The 14,751-nt window shown below is 73.7% G+C and carries 13 protein-coding genes; 6 read left to right on the top strand and 7 right to left on the bottom strand.

Going from position 1 to position 14,751, the window contains the following annotated elements:
- Nucleotides 1–87 precede the first annotated feature (87 nt).
- The gene (locus ACIBAI_RS07360; RefSeq protein WP_399031781.1) at nucleotides 88–747 is read left to right on the top strand and encodes a phosphatase PAP2 family protein; all 660 of its coding nucleotides are present in this window, start codon (nucleotides 88–90) and stop codon (nucleotides 745–747) included.
- Between the two features lie 200 nt (nucleotides 748–947).
- Here the strand turns inward: ACIBAI_RS07360 and ACIBAI_RS07355 are convergent, their stop codons facing one another.
- From ACIBAI_RS07355 to ACIBAI_RS07345, 3 genes are read right to left on the bottom strand one after another with little or no spacing between them, the layout of a single operon-like run.
- Nucleotides 948–1,721 carry a cupin gene (locus ACIBAI_RS07355; protein WP_399031779.1) on the bottom strand — a complete coding sequence of 258 codons (774 nt, stop codon included), beginning with the start codon at nucleotides 1,719–1,721 and terminating at the stop codon, nucleotides 948–950.
- Nucleotides 1,715–2,638, bottom strand: a complete 924-nt coding sequence (locus tag ACIBAI_RS07350; RefSeq protein ID WP_399031778.1) for a PmoA family protein — start codon at nucleotides 2,636–2,638, stop codon at nucleotides 1,715–1,717. The genes ACIBAI_RS07355 and ACIBAI_RS07350 overlap by 7 nt, the downstream gene beginning before the upstream one ends.
- On the bottom strand, nucleotides 2,635–3,750 hold the full coding sequence (locus ACIBAI_RS07345; protein WP_399031777.1) for a Gfo/Idh/MocA family protein: 1,116 nt from the start codon (nucleotides 3,748–3,750) through the stop codon (nucleotides 2,635–2,637). Before ACIBAI_RS07345 ends, ACIBAI_RS07350 begins: the two co-directional genes overlap by 4 nt.
- A 321-nt stretch (nucleotides 3,751–4,071) precedes the next feature.
- Here ACIBAI_RS07345 and ACIBAI_RS07340 point away from each other — a divergent pair, with 321 nt between their 5' ends.
- A complete protein-coding gene (locus tag ACIBAI_RS07340) occupies nucleotides 4,072–4,644 on the top strand; it encodes a hypothetical protein (RefSeq protein ID WP_399031776.1) in 573 nt (190 codons plus the stop codon).
- Nucleotides 4,645–4,655: 11 nt separating this feature from the next.
- Here ACIBAI_RS07340 and ACIBAI_RS07335 read toward each other — a convergent pair whose 3' ends face one another.
- A complete protein-coding gene (locus ACIBAI_RS07335) occupies nucleotides 4,656–5,435 on the bottom strand; it encodes a response regulator (protein WP_399031775.1) in 780 nt (259 codons plus the stop codon).
- 319 nt (nucleotides 5,436–5,754) lie between these two features.
- Between ACIBAI_RS07335 and ACIBAI_RS07330 the strand changes: the two genes are divergently transcribed.
- Genes ACIBAI_RS07330 through ACIBAI_RS07320 form a run of 3 tightly spaced genes read left to right on the top strand, consistent with a single transcriptional unit; the run spans nucleotide 5,755 to nucleotide 8,742 of the window.
- The gene (locus ACIBAI_RS07330) at nucleotides 5,755–6,738 is read left to right on the top strand and encodes a Bug family tripartite tricarboxylate transporter substrate binding protein (protein WP_399031774.1); all 984 of its coding nucleotides are present in this window, start codon (nucleotides 5,755–5,757) and stop codon (nucleotides 6,736–6,738) included.
- The gene (locus ACIBAI_RS07325) at nucleotides 6,735–7,247 is read left to right on the top strand and encodes a tripartite tricarboxylate transporter TctB family protein (RefSeq protein WP_399031772.1); all 513 of its coding nucleotides are present in this window, start codon (nucleotides 6,735–6,737) and stop codon (nucleotides 7,245–7,247) included. Before ACIBAI_RS07330 ends, ACIBAI_RS07325 begins: the two co-directional genes overlap by 4 nt.
- A 1-nt stretch (nucleotide 7,248) precedes the next feature.
- The gene (locus ACIBAI_RS07320) at nucleotides 7,249–8,742 is read left to right on the top strand and encodes a tripartite tricarboxylate transporter permease (protein WP_399031770.1); all 1,494 of its coding nucleotides are present in this window, start codon (nucleotides 7,249–7,251) and stop codon (nucleotides 8,740–8,742) included.
- Between the two features lie 52 nt (nucleotides 8,743–8,794).
- Here the strand turns inward: ACIBAI_RS07320 and htpG are convergent, their stop codons facing one another.
- The 3 genes from htpG to ACIBAI_RS07305 form a co-directional block, all read right to left on the bottom strand.
- Nucleotides 8,795–10,714, bottom strand: a complete 1,920-nt coding sequence (gene htpG / locus ACIBAI_RS07315; protein WP_399031768.1) for a molecular chaperone HtpG — start codon at nucleotides 10,712–10,714, stop codon at nucleotides 8,795–8,797.
- 343 nt (nucleotides 10,715–11,057) lie between these two features.
- Nucleotides 11,058–11,753: a class F sortase gene (locus tag ACIBAI_RS07310; protein ID WP_399031766.1), complete on the bottom strand. Its 696-nt coding sequence runs from the start codon at nucleotides 11,751–11,753 to the stop codon at nucleotides 11,058–11,060.
- A 119-nt stretch (nucleotides 11,754–11,872) separates the two neighbouring features.
- Nucleotides 11,873–12,655 (bottom strand): hypothetical protein, encoded by a 783-nt coding sequence (locus tag ACIBAI_RS07305; RefSeq protein WP_399031764.1) that lies wholly within the window; start codon nucleotides 12,653–12,655, stop codon nucleotides 11,873–11,875.
- A 481-nt stretch (nucleotides 12,656–13,136) separates the two neighbouring features.
- On the opposite strand from ACIBAI_RS07305, the gene ACIBAI_RS07300 reads away from it, so the two are divergent.
- On the top strand, nucleotides 13,137–14,591 hold the full coding sequence (locus tag ACIBAI_RS07300; RefSeq protein WP_399031762.1) for a glyceraldehyde-3-phosphate dehydrogenase: 1,455 nt from the start codon (nucleotides 13,137–13,139) through the stop codon (nucleotides 14,589–14,591).
- The last annotated feature ends 160 nt before the right edge of the window (nucleotides 14,592–14,751 follow it).

Below are 14,751 nucleotides of genomic sequence, written 5' to 3'. Positions count from 1 at the left end.
CGAAACGCCGTCCGCGCCGCCCGCGTGACGCCGGCCGGGTACCGGCTCGTGGCAGGGTGTGCGGGAACGCTGTGGAGGAGGAGCACCGTGACCGAACCGACCGACGCCGACGGCGACACCACCGGCCCGCTCCCGGCCAAGGCGTCCCCCCCGGCCGGGCCCCGGCGCGCCCTGTCCGCGGTACTGCGCGACCTGCGGGCCGTGGACGGCGCCCTGTACGCGGCCGTGGCCGCCACCCCCACCCCCACGCTGGACCGCGCCCTGCGGCGTCTGTCGCACGCGGCCGACCACTCCAAGATCTCGCTGTCCATCGCCGCCGCCCTCGCTCTGGGCGGTCCCCGGCCCCGCAGGGCCGCGCTCGCCGGGGTCGGCGCCGTCGCCGTCGCCTCGGCCTCCGCCAACCTGCTCGGCAAGCGCCTGGTGCGCCGGGCCCGGCCCGACCGGGAGGCGGCCCGGGTGACCGTGGACCGGCACGTGCCCATGCCCACGTCGGCGTCGTTCCCCTCCGGCCACACGGCGTCGGCGGTCGCGTTCGCCACCGCCGTCGGGGTGGTCCTGCCCGCCGCGGCGGTGCCGCTCGGGGCGCTGGCGGGCGCCGTCGGGTACTCCCGCGTCCACACCGGCGTGCACTATCCGGGCGACGTGGTCGCCGGCGTCGTGCTGGGCATCGCGAGCGCCGCCACCGCGCTGACGGCGGTGGCGGCGGCCGAGGTGCCGGGCGGACGAGCCGTCGGCCGAAGGCCCTGACGGTCCGGCGGCGGATCCGCGCCGTGCCGGCGCGGACGGTCCTCGTCCCGCCGGCGCACCGGGCGCACACCCGTTCGAGGTCCTCCCGGGAGGCGCTGCCGAGGCGGGACCCGCCGGCGTCGACGGCGCCCGCGGTCCCGTGGTCGCGGTGGCCGAAGCCGTACGCGGCCCGGGCGGGCCGGTTCGCGCGGGCGGTCCCCTCAAGCCCCCCGCCGTCCGTCGTGGTGGGGCGGCGTGGTCCCCGGCAGCGCGTACTCGTCACGGCGCCCGCACATCCCGAAACCGCCGAGCCGGGTGGGCACCGCCGCGTACGCGGTCGCCTCGCCGAGGTACGCGGGATCGCCCTGCGCCAGCGCGTCGAGCTGGGCGCCGGTGCGCTCGGCGGCGGCCAGCGCGCCGGTCCGCCACAGCTCGCGCCAGGCCGGCACCCGGTCGCGGACGAGCCGGGCGGCGGCACGCTGGAACTCCCGGTAGGGGCCGTCGTCGCCCGCCGTCAGGGCCGCGCGCAGGGCGAGGTAGCCCTCGACGGCGAGGTCCCGGCGGCGCCGGGCGGCGGCCTCCGTCCCCGGTCCCGCGCCCGGCGGCAGCGTGGCGGCCGCCGCGTAGCGCTCCGGGTCGGCGAGCACGTCGGGCGGGAAGGTGAAGACGGCGTCCCCGGCCTCGGGCAGCCCGCTGTTCTGCATCAGCACGGTGACGCGCAGGCCGCCGCCCTGCACCATGCGGTGCACGGTGCCCGGCGTGAACCAGGCGACCGAGCCCGGCCGGAGCGGGATGTCCCGGTAGCCGTCGGGGCTCAGCGTCTGCACCGCGCCCCGGCCGCCGGTGACGACGTACGCCTCGGCGCACACCAGGTGCAGGTGCGGGCTGCCGCCGCACACGCCGTCGGCGGCGGCCCAGTCGTAGGCGCTCAGGTGGGACAGGCCGACGGCGCCCGGCAGCGGGTGCGGCGGCGCGGGCCGGGCGGCGCTCACCACGGCAGCCCCTCCAGGTGGGCGGCCACCCGGTAGGGGTCCCAGGCGCCGTCGGCGACGACGATCCGGTAGCGGTAGGCGAAGGACTCGCCGGGCGGCAGCGCGAACTCCTCGAAGAACGCCCAGGAGAACGCGACCGTCGGGAACGGCTCGGACCGCACGAACCAGTGCGACGGGTGGATCGCGCCGCCCGCGTCGAGGTTCTCGGGCGCGTGCGCGAAGACGAGCGTGGAGTGCCCGTCGGTCCCGTCGTGCTCGGCGGTGAACGCCAGCCACGGCCCCTGACGCCCCATCAGCTCCTCCGCGCCGGCGCCGTCCGGGGCGAACACCTTCCCGCCGGTGAAGTCCCGCGGGCCGCGCCACTGCAGCCCGGTGTAGCCGGCCATCTCCCGCCCCGCGGTGGTCGGGGAGCCGAACACCAGCGGCTCGTCGCGGATGTTGGTCAGGCGGATCGACCAGTCCAGCGCCCAGGCGCCGGCCCGTTCGTCGACCGAGTGGAGCACGATCCCGCGTTCCTCGCGCGCCCACTCCCGGCCGCCGTTCTCCACCCAGGTGAGGTCCTCGGCGAGGGTGAGCCGGTCGTCCTCCGCCTCGAACACGGGGAAGCCGTCGTGCCGCATCGAGCCGACCCGCTCGGGCAGGGCCAGGTAACCCCGGCCGTGCACGTAGGAGTTGCCGCCCCAGAAGTTCTGCCCGGACAGGTGGCTGGCCGTCATCTGCAGGCCCTTGTGCCAGCGGTGGTCGTTCGGGCGGTAGCCGGTCACCGTGTGCCCGGCGAGGGTGCGCACCGGGTGGGCGTAGGGCTTGCGCGACTCGAACGGCTCGGGGTCGGGGCGGTAGACGTAGCGCAGGATCTCGGTCCCGCCCGCCGCCACCGCGATGTGCTCGCCGTGGACGTGGCTGATCCGCAGGGTGCTCATGCGCGCTCCTCGGGGGCCCAGTCGGGGTGCCCGCCGTGCATCGCCGGGTAGAAGGGGTCGCCGGGCCCGATCTCGCCCGCGTGGACGGGGTGCCCGGTGAACGCCGCCTTGTAGAGGGCGGCGGCGAACTCCAGGGTGGCGCGGGCCTCCGGCCCGCTGCCCGGCGGCCGGCGGCCGTCGTCGTACGCGTCCAGCAGGGCGCCGAGCTGCGCCGTGTGCGAGCTGGGCACGTCGGCGGCGGGGGCGCGCCAGGCCGCGACGCGCTCGGAGGCCACGTGCGGCGCCGGGGTGTACCTCCAGTCGTCGTTGCGGTGGCCGTACAGGTGGGTGAGCTCGACCGTGGCGTCGGCGCAGTCGATCCGGATGCGGCTCACCTCGTCCGGGGACAGCACGCTGTTGACGACGGTGGCGAGGGCGCCGTTCGCGAACCGCACGAGGGCGGTGGAGACGTCCTCGCTCTCGGTGTCGTGCACCAGGCGCGCCGCCATGGCCCGCACCTCCGTCCACTCCCCCAGCAGGTGGAGCAGCAGGTCGTACTGGTGGATCCCGTGCCCCATCGTCGGGCCGCCGCCCTCGGTGGACCACCGCCCGCGCCACGGCACCGCGTAGTACGCGGCGTCCCGGTGCCAGGTGGTCTGGCAGTGCGCGACCAGCGGGGCGCCCAGCTCGCCGCGCGCGATCAGCTCACGGGCGTGCACGGCGCCGGAGCCGTAGCGGTGCTGGAACACCACGGACGCGTACGCCCCCGACGCCTCCTCGGCCGCCGCGATCTCGTCGTACTCGGCGAGCGACAGGCACAGCGGCTTCTCGCACAGCACCCAGGCGCCCGCCTTCAGCGCCGCGACGGTCTGCTCCCGGTGCAGCGCCGGCGGCGTGCCGATGAGCACCAGGTCGGGCCGCACGGCGTCCAGCATCGCGCTCGTCGACGTGTACCCGGCGACCTCGCCGCCCGCCAGCTCGCGGAAGGCGTCGAGCCGCCCCGGGTCCACGTCGACGGCGGCCACCAGCTCCACCCGGCCGGAGTGGGCTCTGAGCGCGGACAGGTGGCTGCCGCTGACGATGGCGCCGGTGCCGACGACGGCGACGCGGCGGCGGGCGGGGAGCGGGGACATGCGGTCCTCCTCGGACGTCCGGCGGACATCAGATGTAGAAAGCGCTTGCATACGGAGGTGACCCTAGGTGCCGGGCGATGGCCGGAACAACCCCCCTACGGCGATTCCGGGACGCCGGCGCCCTCGGGGCCGGCCGGCGGTCCGGCCCGGCACGCGCGCGGCCCCCACCCGGGCCGGGCGTGCGGCACGCCGGGGCTCCGCGCCCCGGCCCGCGGCCGCCGTCCGGAAATCGCCGGCCGCCCGGTGCAACCCTCCGGCCGACCCGGATGTCTCACCCGACAACAGACGCACAACGGAACCACACACTCTTCGGGGGACATCGTGACACGAACCAGAACGGCCTGGGCGGCTCTCGTCCTGGCGGGCACCGCGCTGGGAGCAGCCGCCCTCCCGGCCCACGCCGCCCCCGCCACGACGGCCGTCTGCCCCACCGGCTGGGGCAGCCTCCTCGAGACGGACACCTCCGCCACGGCCGAGCCGGTCACCCAGGTCAGGACCGGCCGGCACGCCTGCTACGACCGGTTCGTCATCGACGTCCCCGGCGCGGCCCGCGACGACCTGGGCTACTCCGTCCAGTACGTCGACCGCATCCAGCAGGACGGATCGGGCCGGCCGGTCCCCGTCGACGGCGGAGCCGTCCTGGAGGTGCGGGTGGCGGCGCCCGCCTACGACCCCGGCACCGGCGCGCCGACGTACCCCGCGCAGGTGGGCCACCCCCTGCCGGGCGTCGACCTCACCGGATACCGCACGTTCCGGGACGCCCGGTTCGCCGGCAGCTTCGAGGGCGAGACCAAGTTCGGACTCGGCGTCCGGGCCCGGCTGCCGTTCCGCGTGACGCCGCTGGACGGGCGTGTCGTGGTGGACGTGGCCCACACCTGGACCGCCTCCGGCTGACCCCGGGCGGTTCAGGAACCGCTGCCGGCCCGCGCCCCGTCGCCGGTCCGGCGTCCCGCGTCGGGTTCGCGGAACCGGTAGCGGCGCTCGGGCCGGCCCGTCGTGCCGTAGCGCAGGGACACCTCGGCGCTGCCGACGGCGTGGAAGTGCTCCAGGTAGCGGCGGGCGCTGACCCGGGAGACGCCGGTCAGGGCCGCGCACTCGGCGGCGGACAGGGTGCCGTCCGCGGCGCGCAGCGCGCGCTCGACCAGCTCGGCGGTCTCCACGCTCATGCCCTTGGGCAGCGCGTCGGGGACCGCCGGCCCGGCCGCCTCGGCCAGGACCCGGTCGACGTCGGCCTGGCTGCGCACGACGGCGGCGAGCAGCCGGCCCCGCCGCACGGCGTAGCGCTCCAGCCGGGTCCGCAGGTCCGCGAACTCGAACGGCTTGAGGAGGTAGTCGACGACCCCGCGGCGGACGGCGCCGCGGACCGCGTCGGCCTCCCGCGCGGCGCTGACGACCATGACGTCGCAGTCGTGCCCGGCGGTGCGCAGCCGGGGGATGACGTCCAGGCCGAAGACGTCCGGCAGGTACAGGTCGAGCAGGACCAGGTCCGGGTGGAGGGCGTCGGCGGCGCGGGCCGCCTCCTCGCCGGTGTGGGCGACGCCGACGACCCGGAACGGCTCGACGCGGTCGACGAAGGCGCGGTGGACCCGGGCCACCATGAAGTCGTCGTCGACCACGAGCACGTCGATCGCGCCGGCACCGTACGTGTCGCCGCCCGGCGTGCCGCCGCGGGACGTGTCGCTCATCGTGGCGCTCCTTCCGCCGCCTCGCCGACGAGGCGGCTGACGGTCGTGCGTGCGGCGGCCGCGGCCCGTCGGGGCGCCGGCCGCCGGGATCTTCCCCACCGTGACGTTCGCAGACCGGCCGGGCGAGCGCCAGGCCGCCGCCGGACCCGCCCGGCGAGAAGGGGCGACGGACGCCCGCGCGGCGACCACAACGACCACAACGACCGTTGGTTCCACAAGCGCGACACCTCGCCGGCGCGCGGGCACCATGTGGCCCTCGTCCCCCTCCCCGCAGGACCCCCGTACCCCTCGACCCCCGGACCGACAGGTGGTGGCACTCGTGCGCCTGCGTACCCCCCTCGCCCTGCTCGGGGCCGCCGTGCTCGTGTTCGTGGGGCCGCCGCTGCTGACGGCGGGCGAGGACGCCGACACCGGCACGCGGATCCCGGGCCTGCGCTTCATGGTCCCCAACACGCCCGGCGGCGGCTACGACGTGACGGCCCGTACGGCCGCGAAGAACGCCGAGGACGCCGGGCTGACCCACTCGATCGAGGTGTTCAACCTGCCCGGCGCCGGCGGGACCGTGGGGCTGAGCCGGCTGGTGAGCGAGCACGGCAACGGGAAGCTGGCGATGTCGATGGGCCTCGGCGTCGTGGGCGCCGTCCGTTCCAACGACGCGCCGAAGACCCTCGCCGACACCACCCCGATCGCCCGGCTCACCGAGGAGCAGAACGTCGTGGTGGTCGCCGCGGACTCCCCGTACCGGACGATCGACGAGCTGGTCGGCGCCTGGCGCGAGGACCCCGGCGGGCTCCCGGTGGGCGGCGGGTCCTCGCCCGGCGGGCCCGACCACCTCGCGTCGATGCTGACGGCGCGGGCCGCCGGGATCGCCCCGAAGCGGGTCAACTACGTACCGTTCGACGGCGGCGGCGAACTGCTCGCCTCGGTCCTCGGCAGCAAGGTCGCCTTCGGCGTCTCCGGCGTCGGCGAGTGCCTCGACCAGATCAGGGCGGGTGAACTGCGCCTGCTCGCGGTCACCGGCCCGCGGCGCGCCCGCGGTCTCGACGCGCCCACCCTCCGGGAGGCGGGCTACGACGTGGACTTCACCAACTGGCGCGGCGTGGTCGCCCCGCCCGGCCTGTCCGACGCCGAGCGGAGCAAGCTGGTCCGCCTGTTCGAGGAGCTGCACCGCTCGCCGGAGTGGCAGGGGTCGATGCGGCGGAACGGCTGGGACGACGCCTTCCTCACCGGTGAGGAGTTCGGGGCCTTCCTGGACGCCCAGGACGGGCGCGTGGTGTCGGTGCTGAAGGAGCTGGGGCTGTGACGACGCGAACCGGCCGCCGCTCCTGGCTGCGCGAGAACTCCGAACTGGGCGTGTGCGTCCTGCTGCTGGCGCTCGGCGTGCTGGTGCTGACCGACGCGCTCGCCATGGACGTCGACGTCGCCCGGCGCGGCCCGGTCGGGCCGCGGACCGTCCCGGTCGCCGTCGGCGCCGGGCTGCTCGCCGTCGCCGCCCTGCTCGCCGTCGACGTGCTGCGCGGCGGCCGGGGCCGGGCGGAGACCGGCGAGGACGTCGACCTGTCGGAGCCCGCCGACCGGCGCACGGTGCTGCTGCTGACCGGGGTGTTCCTCGGCGCGGCGGTCCTCATCGAGCCGCTCGGTTTCCCGGCCGCGGGCGCGCTGCTGTTCTGGGGCGCCGCCTTCGCGCTCGGCAGCCGCCGGACCGACCGGGACCCCCTCGTCGCGGCCGTCCTCTCCCTGGTCACCTACGCGGTCTTCGACAAGCTGCTCGGGGTTCCGCTGCCCGGCGGCCCGCTGATGGGAGTGCTGTGACATGGACGCCCTCACCTCCCTGCTGGACGGCTTCGGCACCGCCCTCACCCCGCTCAACCTGCTGTGGGCGGCGATCGGCGTGCTGCTCGGCACGGCGATCGGCGTGCTGCCCGGCATCGGCCCGGCGATGGCGGTCGCGCTGCTGCTGCCGGTGACGTACGGGCTCGACCCGGTCGGCGCGTTCATCATGTTCGCGGGCATCTACTACGGCGCGATGTTCGGCGGCTCCACCACCTCGATCCTGCTGAACACGCCCGGTGAGAGCGCCGCCGTGGTCGCCGCCCTGGAGGGCAACCCGATGGCGCGGTCGGGGCGGGGCGCGCAGGCGCTCGCGGCCGCCGCGATCGGCCACTTCGCGGGCGGCACGATCGGCACCGTCCTGCTGGTCGCGCTCGCCCCGACGGTCGCCGGCCTGGCGGTGGACATCGGCGCGCCGGACTACTTCGCCCTGATGGTGCTGGCGTTCGTCGCGGTGACGTCGGTGCTGGGCGCGTCCCGGGTCAGGGGACTGGCGTCCCTGCTGATCGGGCTGACACTGGGCCTGGTGGGCCTGGACGGGCTGACGGGTCAGCAGCGGCTGACGTTCGGCTCGCTGCAACTCGCCGACGGCATCGACGTGGTGATCGTCGCGGTGGGCCTGTTCGCCGTCGGCGAGGCCCTGTGGGTGGCGGCGCACCTGCGGCGCGGCCCGGGCGAGCCGATCCCGGTGGGCCGTCCCTGGCTGAGCCGCGGCGACGTGCGCCGGACCTGGAAGGCGTGGCTGCGCGGCCCGTTCATCGGCTTCCCGTTCGGCGCGATCCCGGCGGGCGGCGCGGAGATCCCCACCTTCCTGTCGTACGTCGCGGAGAAACGGCTGTCGAAGCGTCCCGACGAGTGGGGCAGGGGCGCGATCGAGGGCGTCGCGGGCCCGGAGTCGGCGGCGTCGGCCTCCGCGGCGGGCACGCTGGTGTCCATGCTGACCCTCGGCCTGCCCACCACGGCGGTCACGGCGGTGATGCTGGCCGCGTTCCAGCAGTACGGCATCCAGCCCGGCCCGCTGCTGTTCGAGCGGGAGGCCGATCTGGTGTGGGGCCTGATCGCGTCGCTCTTCGTCGGCATGGTGCTGCTGCTCGCGCTCAACCTGCCGCTGGCGCCGGTGTGGGCGCGGCTGCTGCGCATCCCGCGGCCGTACCTGTACGCGGGGATCCTGTTCTTCGCGGCGGTCGGCGCGTACGCGGTCGGCGGCGAGGTGATCGACCTGGTGATCCTGCTGGTGATCGGCCTGATCGGGTTCGGCATGCGGCGCTACGGCCTGCCGGTGCTGCCCGCCGTCCTGGGCGTCGTCCTCGGGCCGGGCGCCGAGCAGCAGCTGCGGCGCGCCCTGCAGATCAGCGACGGCAGCGTCACCGGGCTGGTCGACACGCCGTTCGCGGTGACGGTGTACGGGACGATCGTCGTCCTGCTGGCCTGGCCGGCGCTGCGGCGGGCCGTGACGCGCGGGCGGTCCGGGGCCTGACCCGCTCGCCCGGTGCGGGGGCGCGGCCCGGTGCGGGCCGCGCCCCGGGTGTTCACAGGGTGCGCTCCAGCCGGTCCGCGACCAGCTTGACGAAGCGGGCGGGTTCCTTCGGCTGCCCGCCCTCGGCGAGCACCGCGAGGCCGTGCAGCAGCTCGGCGGTCTCGACCAGGCCCGACCGGTCCTCGCGCTCCTTGTACGCCTCGTTCAGCCCCTTCACCAGCAGGTGGTCGGGGTTGAGTTCGAGGATCCGCTTGGCCTTCGGCACCTCCTGGCCCATCGCCCGGTACATGTTCTCCAGCGCCGGGGTGAGGTCGTGCGCGTCGGAGACGACGCAGGCCGGGGAGACGGTCAGGCGCGACGACAGACGCACCTCCTTGACGTCCTCCGCCAGCTGCTCCTTCATCCAGCCGAGCAGACCGGCGTACTCCTCGTTCTGCTTCTCCCGCTCGCCGCCGTCCTTCTCGCCGCCCTCGGCGTCGAGGTCGATCTCGCCCTTGGCGACGGACCGCAGCCGCTTGCCCTCGTACTCGCCGACGGTGTCGGCCCAGACCTCGTCGACGGGGTCGGTGAGCAGCAGCACCTCGATGCCCTTGGCCCGGAACGCCTCCATGTGCGGGGAGTTCTCGATGCTCTGCCGGCTGTCGCCGGTGATGTAGTAGATGTCCTCCTGGCCGTCCTTCATCCGCTCCACGTACTGCTGGAGCGTGGTCGGCTCGTCCTCGGAGCGGGTGGTCGCGAACGACGCGACGGCGAGCAGGGCGTCGCGGTTCTCGGAGTCGGTGACCAGTCCCTCCTTCAGGACGGCGCCGAACTCCCGCCAGAACGTGGCGTAGCGCTCCGGGTCCTTGGCCATCATGTCCTTGACGGTGGACAGGACCTTCTTCGTCAGGCGGCGCCGCATCGCCTGGATGTGCCGGTCCTGCTGGAGGATCTCCCGGGACACGTTGAGGGAGAGGTCCGCCGCGTCGACGACGCCCTTGACGAAGCGCAGGTACGGCGGCAGCAGCTCCTCGCAGTCGTCCATGATGAAGACGCGCTTGACGTACAGCTGCACGCCGCGCTTGAAGCCCTGCGTGAACAGGTCGTGCGGGGCGTGCGACGGGAGGAACAGCAGCGCCTGGTACTCGAAGGTGCCCTCGGCCTGGAGCCGGATGGTCTCCAGCGGGTCGCGCCAGTCGTGGCTGATGTGCTTGTACAGCTCGTGGTACTCGTCGTCGGACACCTCGTCGCGCGAGCGCGCCCACAGGGCCTTCTGCGAGTTCAGCGTCTCCGGCTCGGGCGCCTCGTCCCCGTCGGCGTCCCCGTCGGTCTTCTCCGGGACCAGCCTGACCGGCCAGGTGATGAAGTCCGAGTACCGCTTGACGATCTCCCTGATCTTCCAGGTGGAGGTGTAGTCGTGGAGCTGGTTGTCGGGGTCGGCCGGCTTCAGGTGCAGGGTGACCGAGGTGCCCTGCGGCGCCTCGTCGACCGTCTCCAGCGTGTACGTGCCCTCGCCGCGGGACGACCAGCGGGTGCCCCGGCTCTCGCCGGCGCGCCGGGTCAGCAGGGTCACCTCGTCCGCCACCATGAAGGCGGAGTAGAAGCCGACGCCGAACTGGCCGATGAGGCCATCGGCCCCGGCGCCGTCCTTGTCGTCCCTGGCCTCCTTCAGTTCCTGGAGGAACTTGGCCGTGCCCGAGTTGGCGATCGTGCCGATGAGCTGTCCGACCTCGTCGTACGACATCCCGATGCCGTTGTCCCGCACGGTGAGGGTGCGGGCGTCCTTGTCGACCTCGATCTCGACGTGCAGGTCGGACACGTCGGCGTCGAGGCTGTCGTCGCGCAGCTTCTCCAGGCGCAGCTTGTCCAGCGCGTCGGAGGCGTTCGAGACGAGTTCGCGCAGGAAGACATCCTTGTTCGAGTAGACCGAGTGGATCATCAGCTGGAGCAGCTGACGGGCCTCGACTTGGAACTCAAACGTTTCGGTCGCCATGGTTCGCGATTACCTCACAGATCACTGGGTCTCCGGAACAGGTGGTTGTCACTGTAAGACACCCGGTCAGGGGGAAATGCCGGTCTTCGGCACTCTCCCCGGACTCCGGCGGCTCCCGGAAGGACTCCCACGGCTCCCGCGGCCCTGCGCACTCCGCGGCTCCGCGATCCCCGCGACTCCGCGATCCCCGCGACTCCTGCGACTCCTGCGACCCTGCGCCGCCACGGCGGACCGAACGGCGGTACATCCCGCACCCGCACCCCGCACCCCGCACCCCGCACCCCGCACCCCGCACCCGGATCCTGGCGGACGCCGCCCCGGCCGGGGAGGGCGGGCGGGCTCGTCAGACCAGGTGGGCGAAGACCACCAGGTTCTCGGTGTAGTCCTTGGCCGCGCGGTCGTAGTCCCCCGCGCAGGTGATGAGCCGGACCTGCGCCTGGGGGGTGTCGGCGTACACCCGCTCGTTGGGGAAGCGGTCCTTGTCGAACGACTCCACGCTGTCCACCACGAAGGACGCCCGGCGCCCGTCCGCCCGCTCCACGTGGAACCGGTCGCCCCTCCTGAGCCTGTGCAGGTCGACGAACACGGCGGCCGACGTGGCCGTGTCCACGTGCCCGGCGATGATCGACGTGCCCGCCTCGCCGGGGGAGGCTCCCCCGGCGTACCAGCCGACGAGGTTGACGTCGTCTGCCGGAGGGGCTTCGAGCTCGCCCGAGCGGCCGATGCCCAGGCGGATGAAGGGCGCGTCGACCGAGATCTTGGGGATGAGCAGTCGGGTCGGTCTGGACCGGGGCAGCTGCTTCCCCGCCGGGCGCGCGGTGGGCGAGTCCGTCGCGGCGGGCGAGGCCGCCGCGACGGGCGGCGGCGCGTGCGGCGCCCGGCCGGAGTCGGGCGACCTGTCCTCACCACCGAGCAGGCCCATCGCCAGCACCAGGGCGGCCGCGCCCCAGAGCAGCGTCGTGCCGGTGCGGGATTTCTGCTGCGGCGGCGCCGGATCGCCGTCGGCGGAGGAAGGAGGAGCGGAGGGAAGGGCTGCCATCGGTCACCATCTCACTCGGGCACGACAGGGGACACGACACGCGGGAGGACGGGCCGGGCCCGCCGCGACGCGACGTGCGCGTGCGGCGGACCCGGTCGTCAGGGCGTCGGGCGTCGATGTCACGCGGCGTTCTGAGCCGCCTTCTTGCGCCTCAGCGCGTACAGGCCGGTGCCGGCCACCGCCAGGGCGGCCAGCCCGCTGGTGGTGACGTCCTGCTGGGAGAGCGCGCCGCCACCGGCGTGCACCCCGCCTCGCGGCTTGTCGTGGTCGGAGCTCTTCTCGTGCCCCTTGTCGTAGTCCTTCTCGTGGTTGCCGTTCCAGGAGTCCTCGCCGTTCTCGTGCTCCTTGTCCTTGTAGCCCTCCTCCTTGTCCTTGTAGCCCTCCTCCTTGTCCTTGTAGCCCTCCTCGTCGTGCTTCTCGTACTTGTCGGCGTCCCAGTCGTCGCTGTTCACCGCCGCCAGTGCTCCGCCGCCCGTGTGGACCCCACCGCGGGGCTTGTCGTACTTGTCGTCCTTGTCGTCCTTCTTGCTGTAGGAAGTGTCTTCGTGCTTCTCGCTGGAGGAGCCGTCTTCGTGCTTCTCGCCGGAGGACGTGTCCTCGTACTTCTTGTCGGACGTGTCCTCGTACTTCTTGTCGGACGTGTCCTCGTACTTCTCGTCGGAGGTGTCCTCGTACTTCTTGTCGGAGGTGTCCTCGTACTTCTCGTCGGACGACGTGTCCTCGTGCTTCTCGCCGGAGGAGGTGTCCTCCTTCTTCTCGCCGGAGGTGTCCTCGTGCTTCTGGCTGTAGGAGGTGTCCTCGCGGTCCTGGTCACCCGCCACCTGGGCATAGGCGGCGGATCCGGTGATCACCAGGGCGGCCGTGGCCGTCGCGGTGGCGAGCAGCATGCGGGCAGAACGCATCTGAGAGTTCCTTCCGTGGCGCACGGGCAGCTGAAGCCACATCAGCTGGTGTGACCCGAGGCCTTGGCTTGATCCACCGTCAGTCATTCCGGGCTCGCCCACCATTCGAGGCGCGCAGTCGGGTTACACCCGCGGTCCGGCGGGGCGCGGGACCCGTGCCGGATTCCGCGGCCGCGCGCCCGCCCGGCCCGCCCCCGGACACCGGCACACGGGTGAAGACGCCCCCGCCCCGCACGCCGGCGCACGGGGCTGGACGGATCCGGCCCCGGCTCGCCGGACGGAGGCGCCGCGCCCGCCTCTCCGGCCGGCCCGTTCCGGGGCGCCGGACGGGTGACGCCCGGAAGAACGCGGGGTGCCGCCGCGGAGAACGGGAGCAGGACGGCATCCGAACGGCTGATCACAGGTGAGCGGACCCCTGCACGAAGGGGCGATCGATCATGTGGTTAGCATATGAGCGCCGCCTAGCTCGAAAGATAAGCCTGTGACTGTCAACGAGGACTCGTTCACCCACTGGAAGTACCGCGAGGAGATCGCGGAGTCGATGATCCCGATCATCGGGAAGCTGCACCGGGAGCGGGACGTCACCGTCCTCCTCCACAGCCGTTCCTTGGTGAACAAATCGGTGATCAGCATCCTCAAGGCCCACCGGTTCGCCCGGCAGATCGCCGGCGAGGAGCTCTCGGTCACCGAGACCCTGCCGTTCCTGCAGGCGCTCACCACGCTCGATCTCGGCCCCTCGCAGATCGACATCGGCATGCTCGCCGCGACGTACAAGACCGACGGCCGCGGCCTGTCGGTGGCGGAGTTCACCGCCGAGGCCGTCGCGGGCGCCACGGGCGCCAACAAGATCGAGCGCCGTGCGCCGCGGGACGTCGTGCTCTACGGATTCGGCCGCATCGGCCGTCTGCTCGCCCGCCTGCTGATCGAGAAGTCCGGCTCCGGCAACGGGCTCAGGCTGCGGGCCGTCGTCGTCCGCGACAGCGGCGGCCGGGTCGCCGAGGACCTCGTCAAACGCGCCTCGCTGCTGCGCCGCGACTCCATCCACGGCCAGTTCCAGGGCACCATCACCGTCGACGAGGCGAACGGCACGATCGTCGCCAACGGCAACGAGATCAAGGTGATCTACTCCGACGACCCGGCGTCGGTGGACTACACGGCGTACGGCATCAAGGACGCCATCCTCATCGACAACACCGGCAAGTGGCGCGACCGCGAGGGCCTGTCGAAGCACCTGCGCCCCGGCATCGCCAAGGTCGTCCTGACCGCGCCGGGCAAGGGCGACGTCCCGAACATCGTGCACGGCGTCAACCACGAGACGATCAAGCCGGACGAGCGGATCCTGTCCTGCGCCTCGTGCACCACCAACGCGATCGTCCCGCCGCTGAAGGCGATGGCGGACGAGTACGGCGTGCTGCGCGGCCACGTGGAGACCGTCCACTCGTTCACCAACGACCAGAACCTGCTGGACAACTACCACAAGGCCGACCGCCGAGGCCGCTCCGCGCCGCTCAACATGGTCATCACCGAGACCGGCGCCGCCTCGGCCGTCGCCAAGGCGCTGCCCGACCTCAAGGCGAAGATCACCGGCAGCTCGATCCGCGTACCGGTGCCGGACGTCTCGATCGCGATCCTCAACCTGCAGCTCGCGCGCGAGACCACCCGCGAGGAGGTCCTCGACCACCTGCGCAACGTGTCGCTGACCTCGCCGCTCAAGCGCCAGATCGACTTCATCAGCGCCCCCGACGCGGTCTCCAGCGACTTCATCGGCTCGCGCCACGCCTCGATCGTCGACGCCGGCGCCACCAAGGTCGAGGGCGACAACGCGATCCTCTACCTGTGGTACGACAACGAGTTCGGCTACTCCTGCCAGGTCATCCGCGTCGTCCAGTACGTCTCCGGGGTGGAGTACCCGACGTACCCGGCCCCGGCGGCCTGACCGGGCGCTCCGGCCCGGGCACGGGTTCCGCCGTGCTCCCGCCGTCGGCGGCGGGAGCACGGCGGCCGGGGCGGGGGCGCCCCGCCCCGGCCGCCGCGCCCCCCGATGGCCCCCCCCCGGGCGGCGACGATCCCGCTTTTTGGGCGCCCAAATACCCGGG

It is taken from the genome of Streptomyces sp. NPDC051041 (genome assembly GCF_044456065.1).
GTDB lineage: Bacteria > Actinomycetota > Actinomycetes > Streptomycetales > Streptomycetaceae > Streptomyces > Streptomyces glaucus.
This window is presented reverse-complemented; position numbering and strand designations above follow the sequence as displayed.

What these genes read in the sequence shown, in the direction of transcription:
- ACIBAI_RS07350 (WP_399031778.1), bottom strand. Translation starts at nt 2,638, where the DNA reads ATGAGCACCCTGCGGATCAGCCACGTCCACGGCGAGCACATCGCGGTG.
- ACIBAI_RS07345 (WP_399031777.1), bottom strand. Translation starts at nt 3,750, where the DNA reads ATGTCCCCGCTCCCCGCCCGCCGCCGCGTCGCCGTCGTCGGCACCGGC.
- ACIBAI_RS07335 (WP_399031775.1), bottom strand. Translation starts at nt 5,435, where the DNA reads ATGAGCGACACGTCCCGCGGCGGCACGCCGGGCGGCGACACGTACGGT.
- ACIBAI_RS07320 (WP_399031770.1), top strand. Translation starts at nt 7,249, where the DNA reads ATGGACGCCCTCACCTCCCTGCTGGACGGCTTCGGCACCGCCCTCACC.
- htpG (WP_399031768.1), bottom strand. Translation starts at nt 10,714, where the DNA reads ATGGCGACCGAAACGTTTGAGTTCCAAGTCGAGGCCCGTCAGCTGCTC.
- ACIBAI_RS07310 (WP_399031766.1), bottom strand. Translation starts at nt 11,753, where the DNA reads ATGGCAGCCCTTCCCTCCGCTCCTCCTTCCTCCGCCGACGGCGATCCG.
- ACIBAI_RS07305 (WP_399031764.1), bottom strand. Translation starts at nt 12,655, where the DNA reads ATGCGTTCTGCCCGCATGCTGCTCGCCACCGCGACGGCCACGGCCGCC.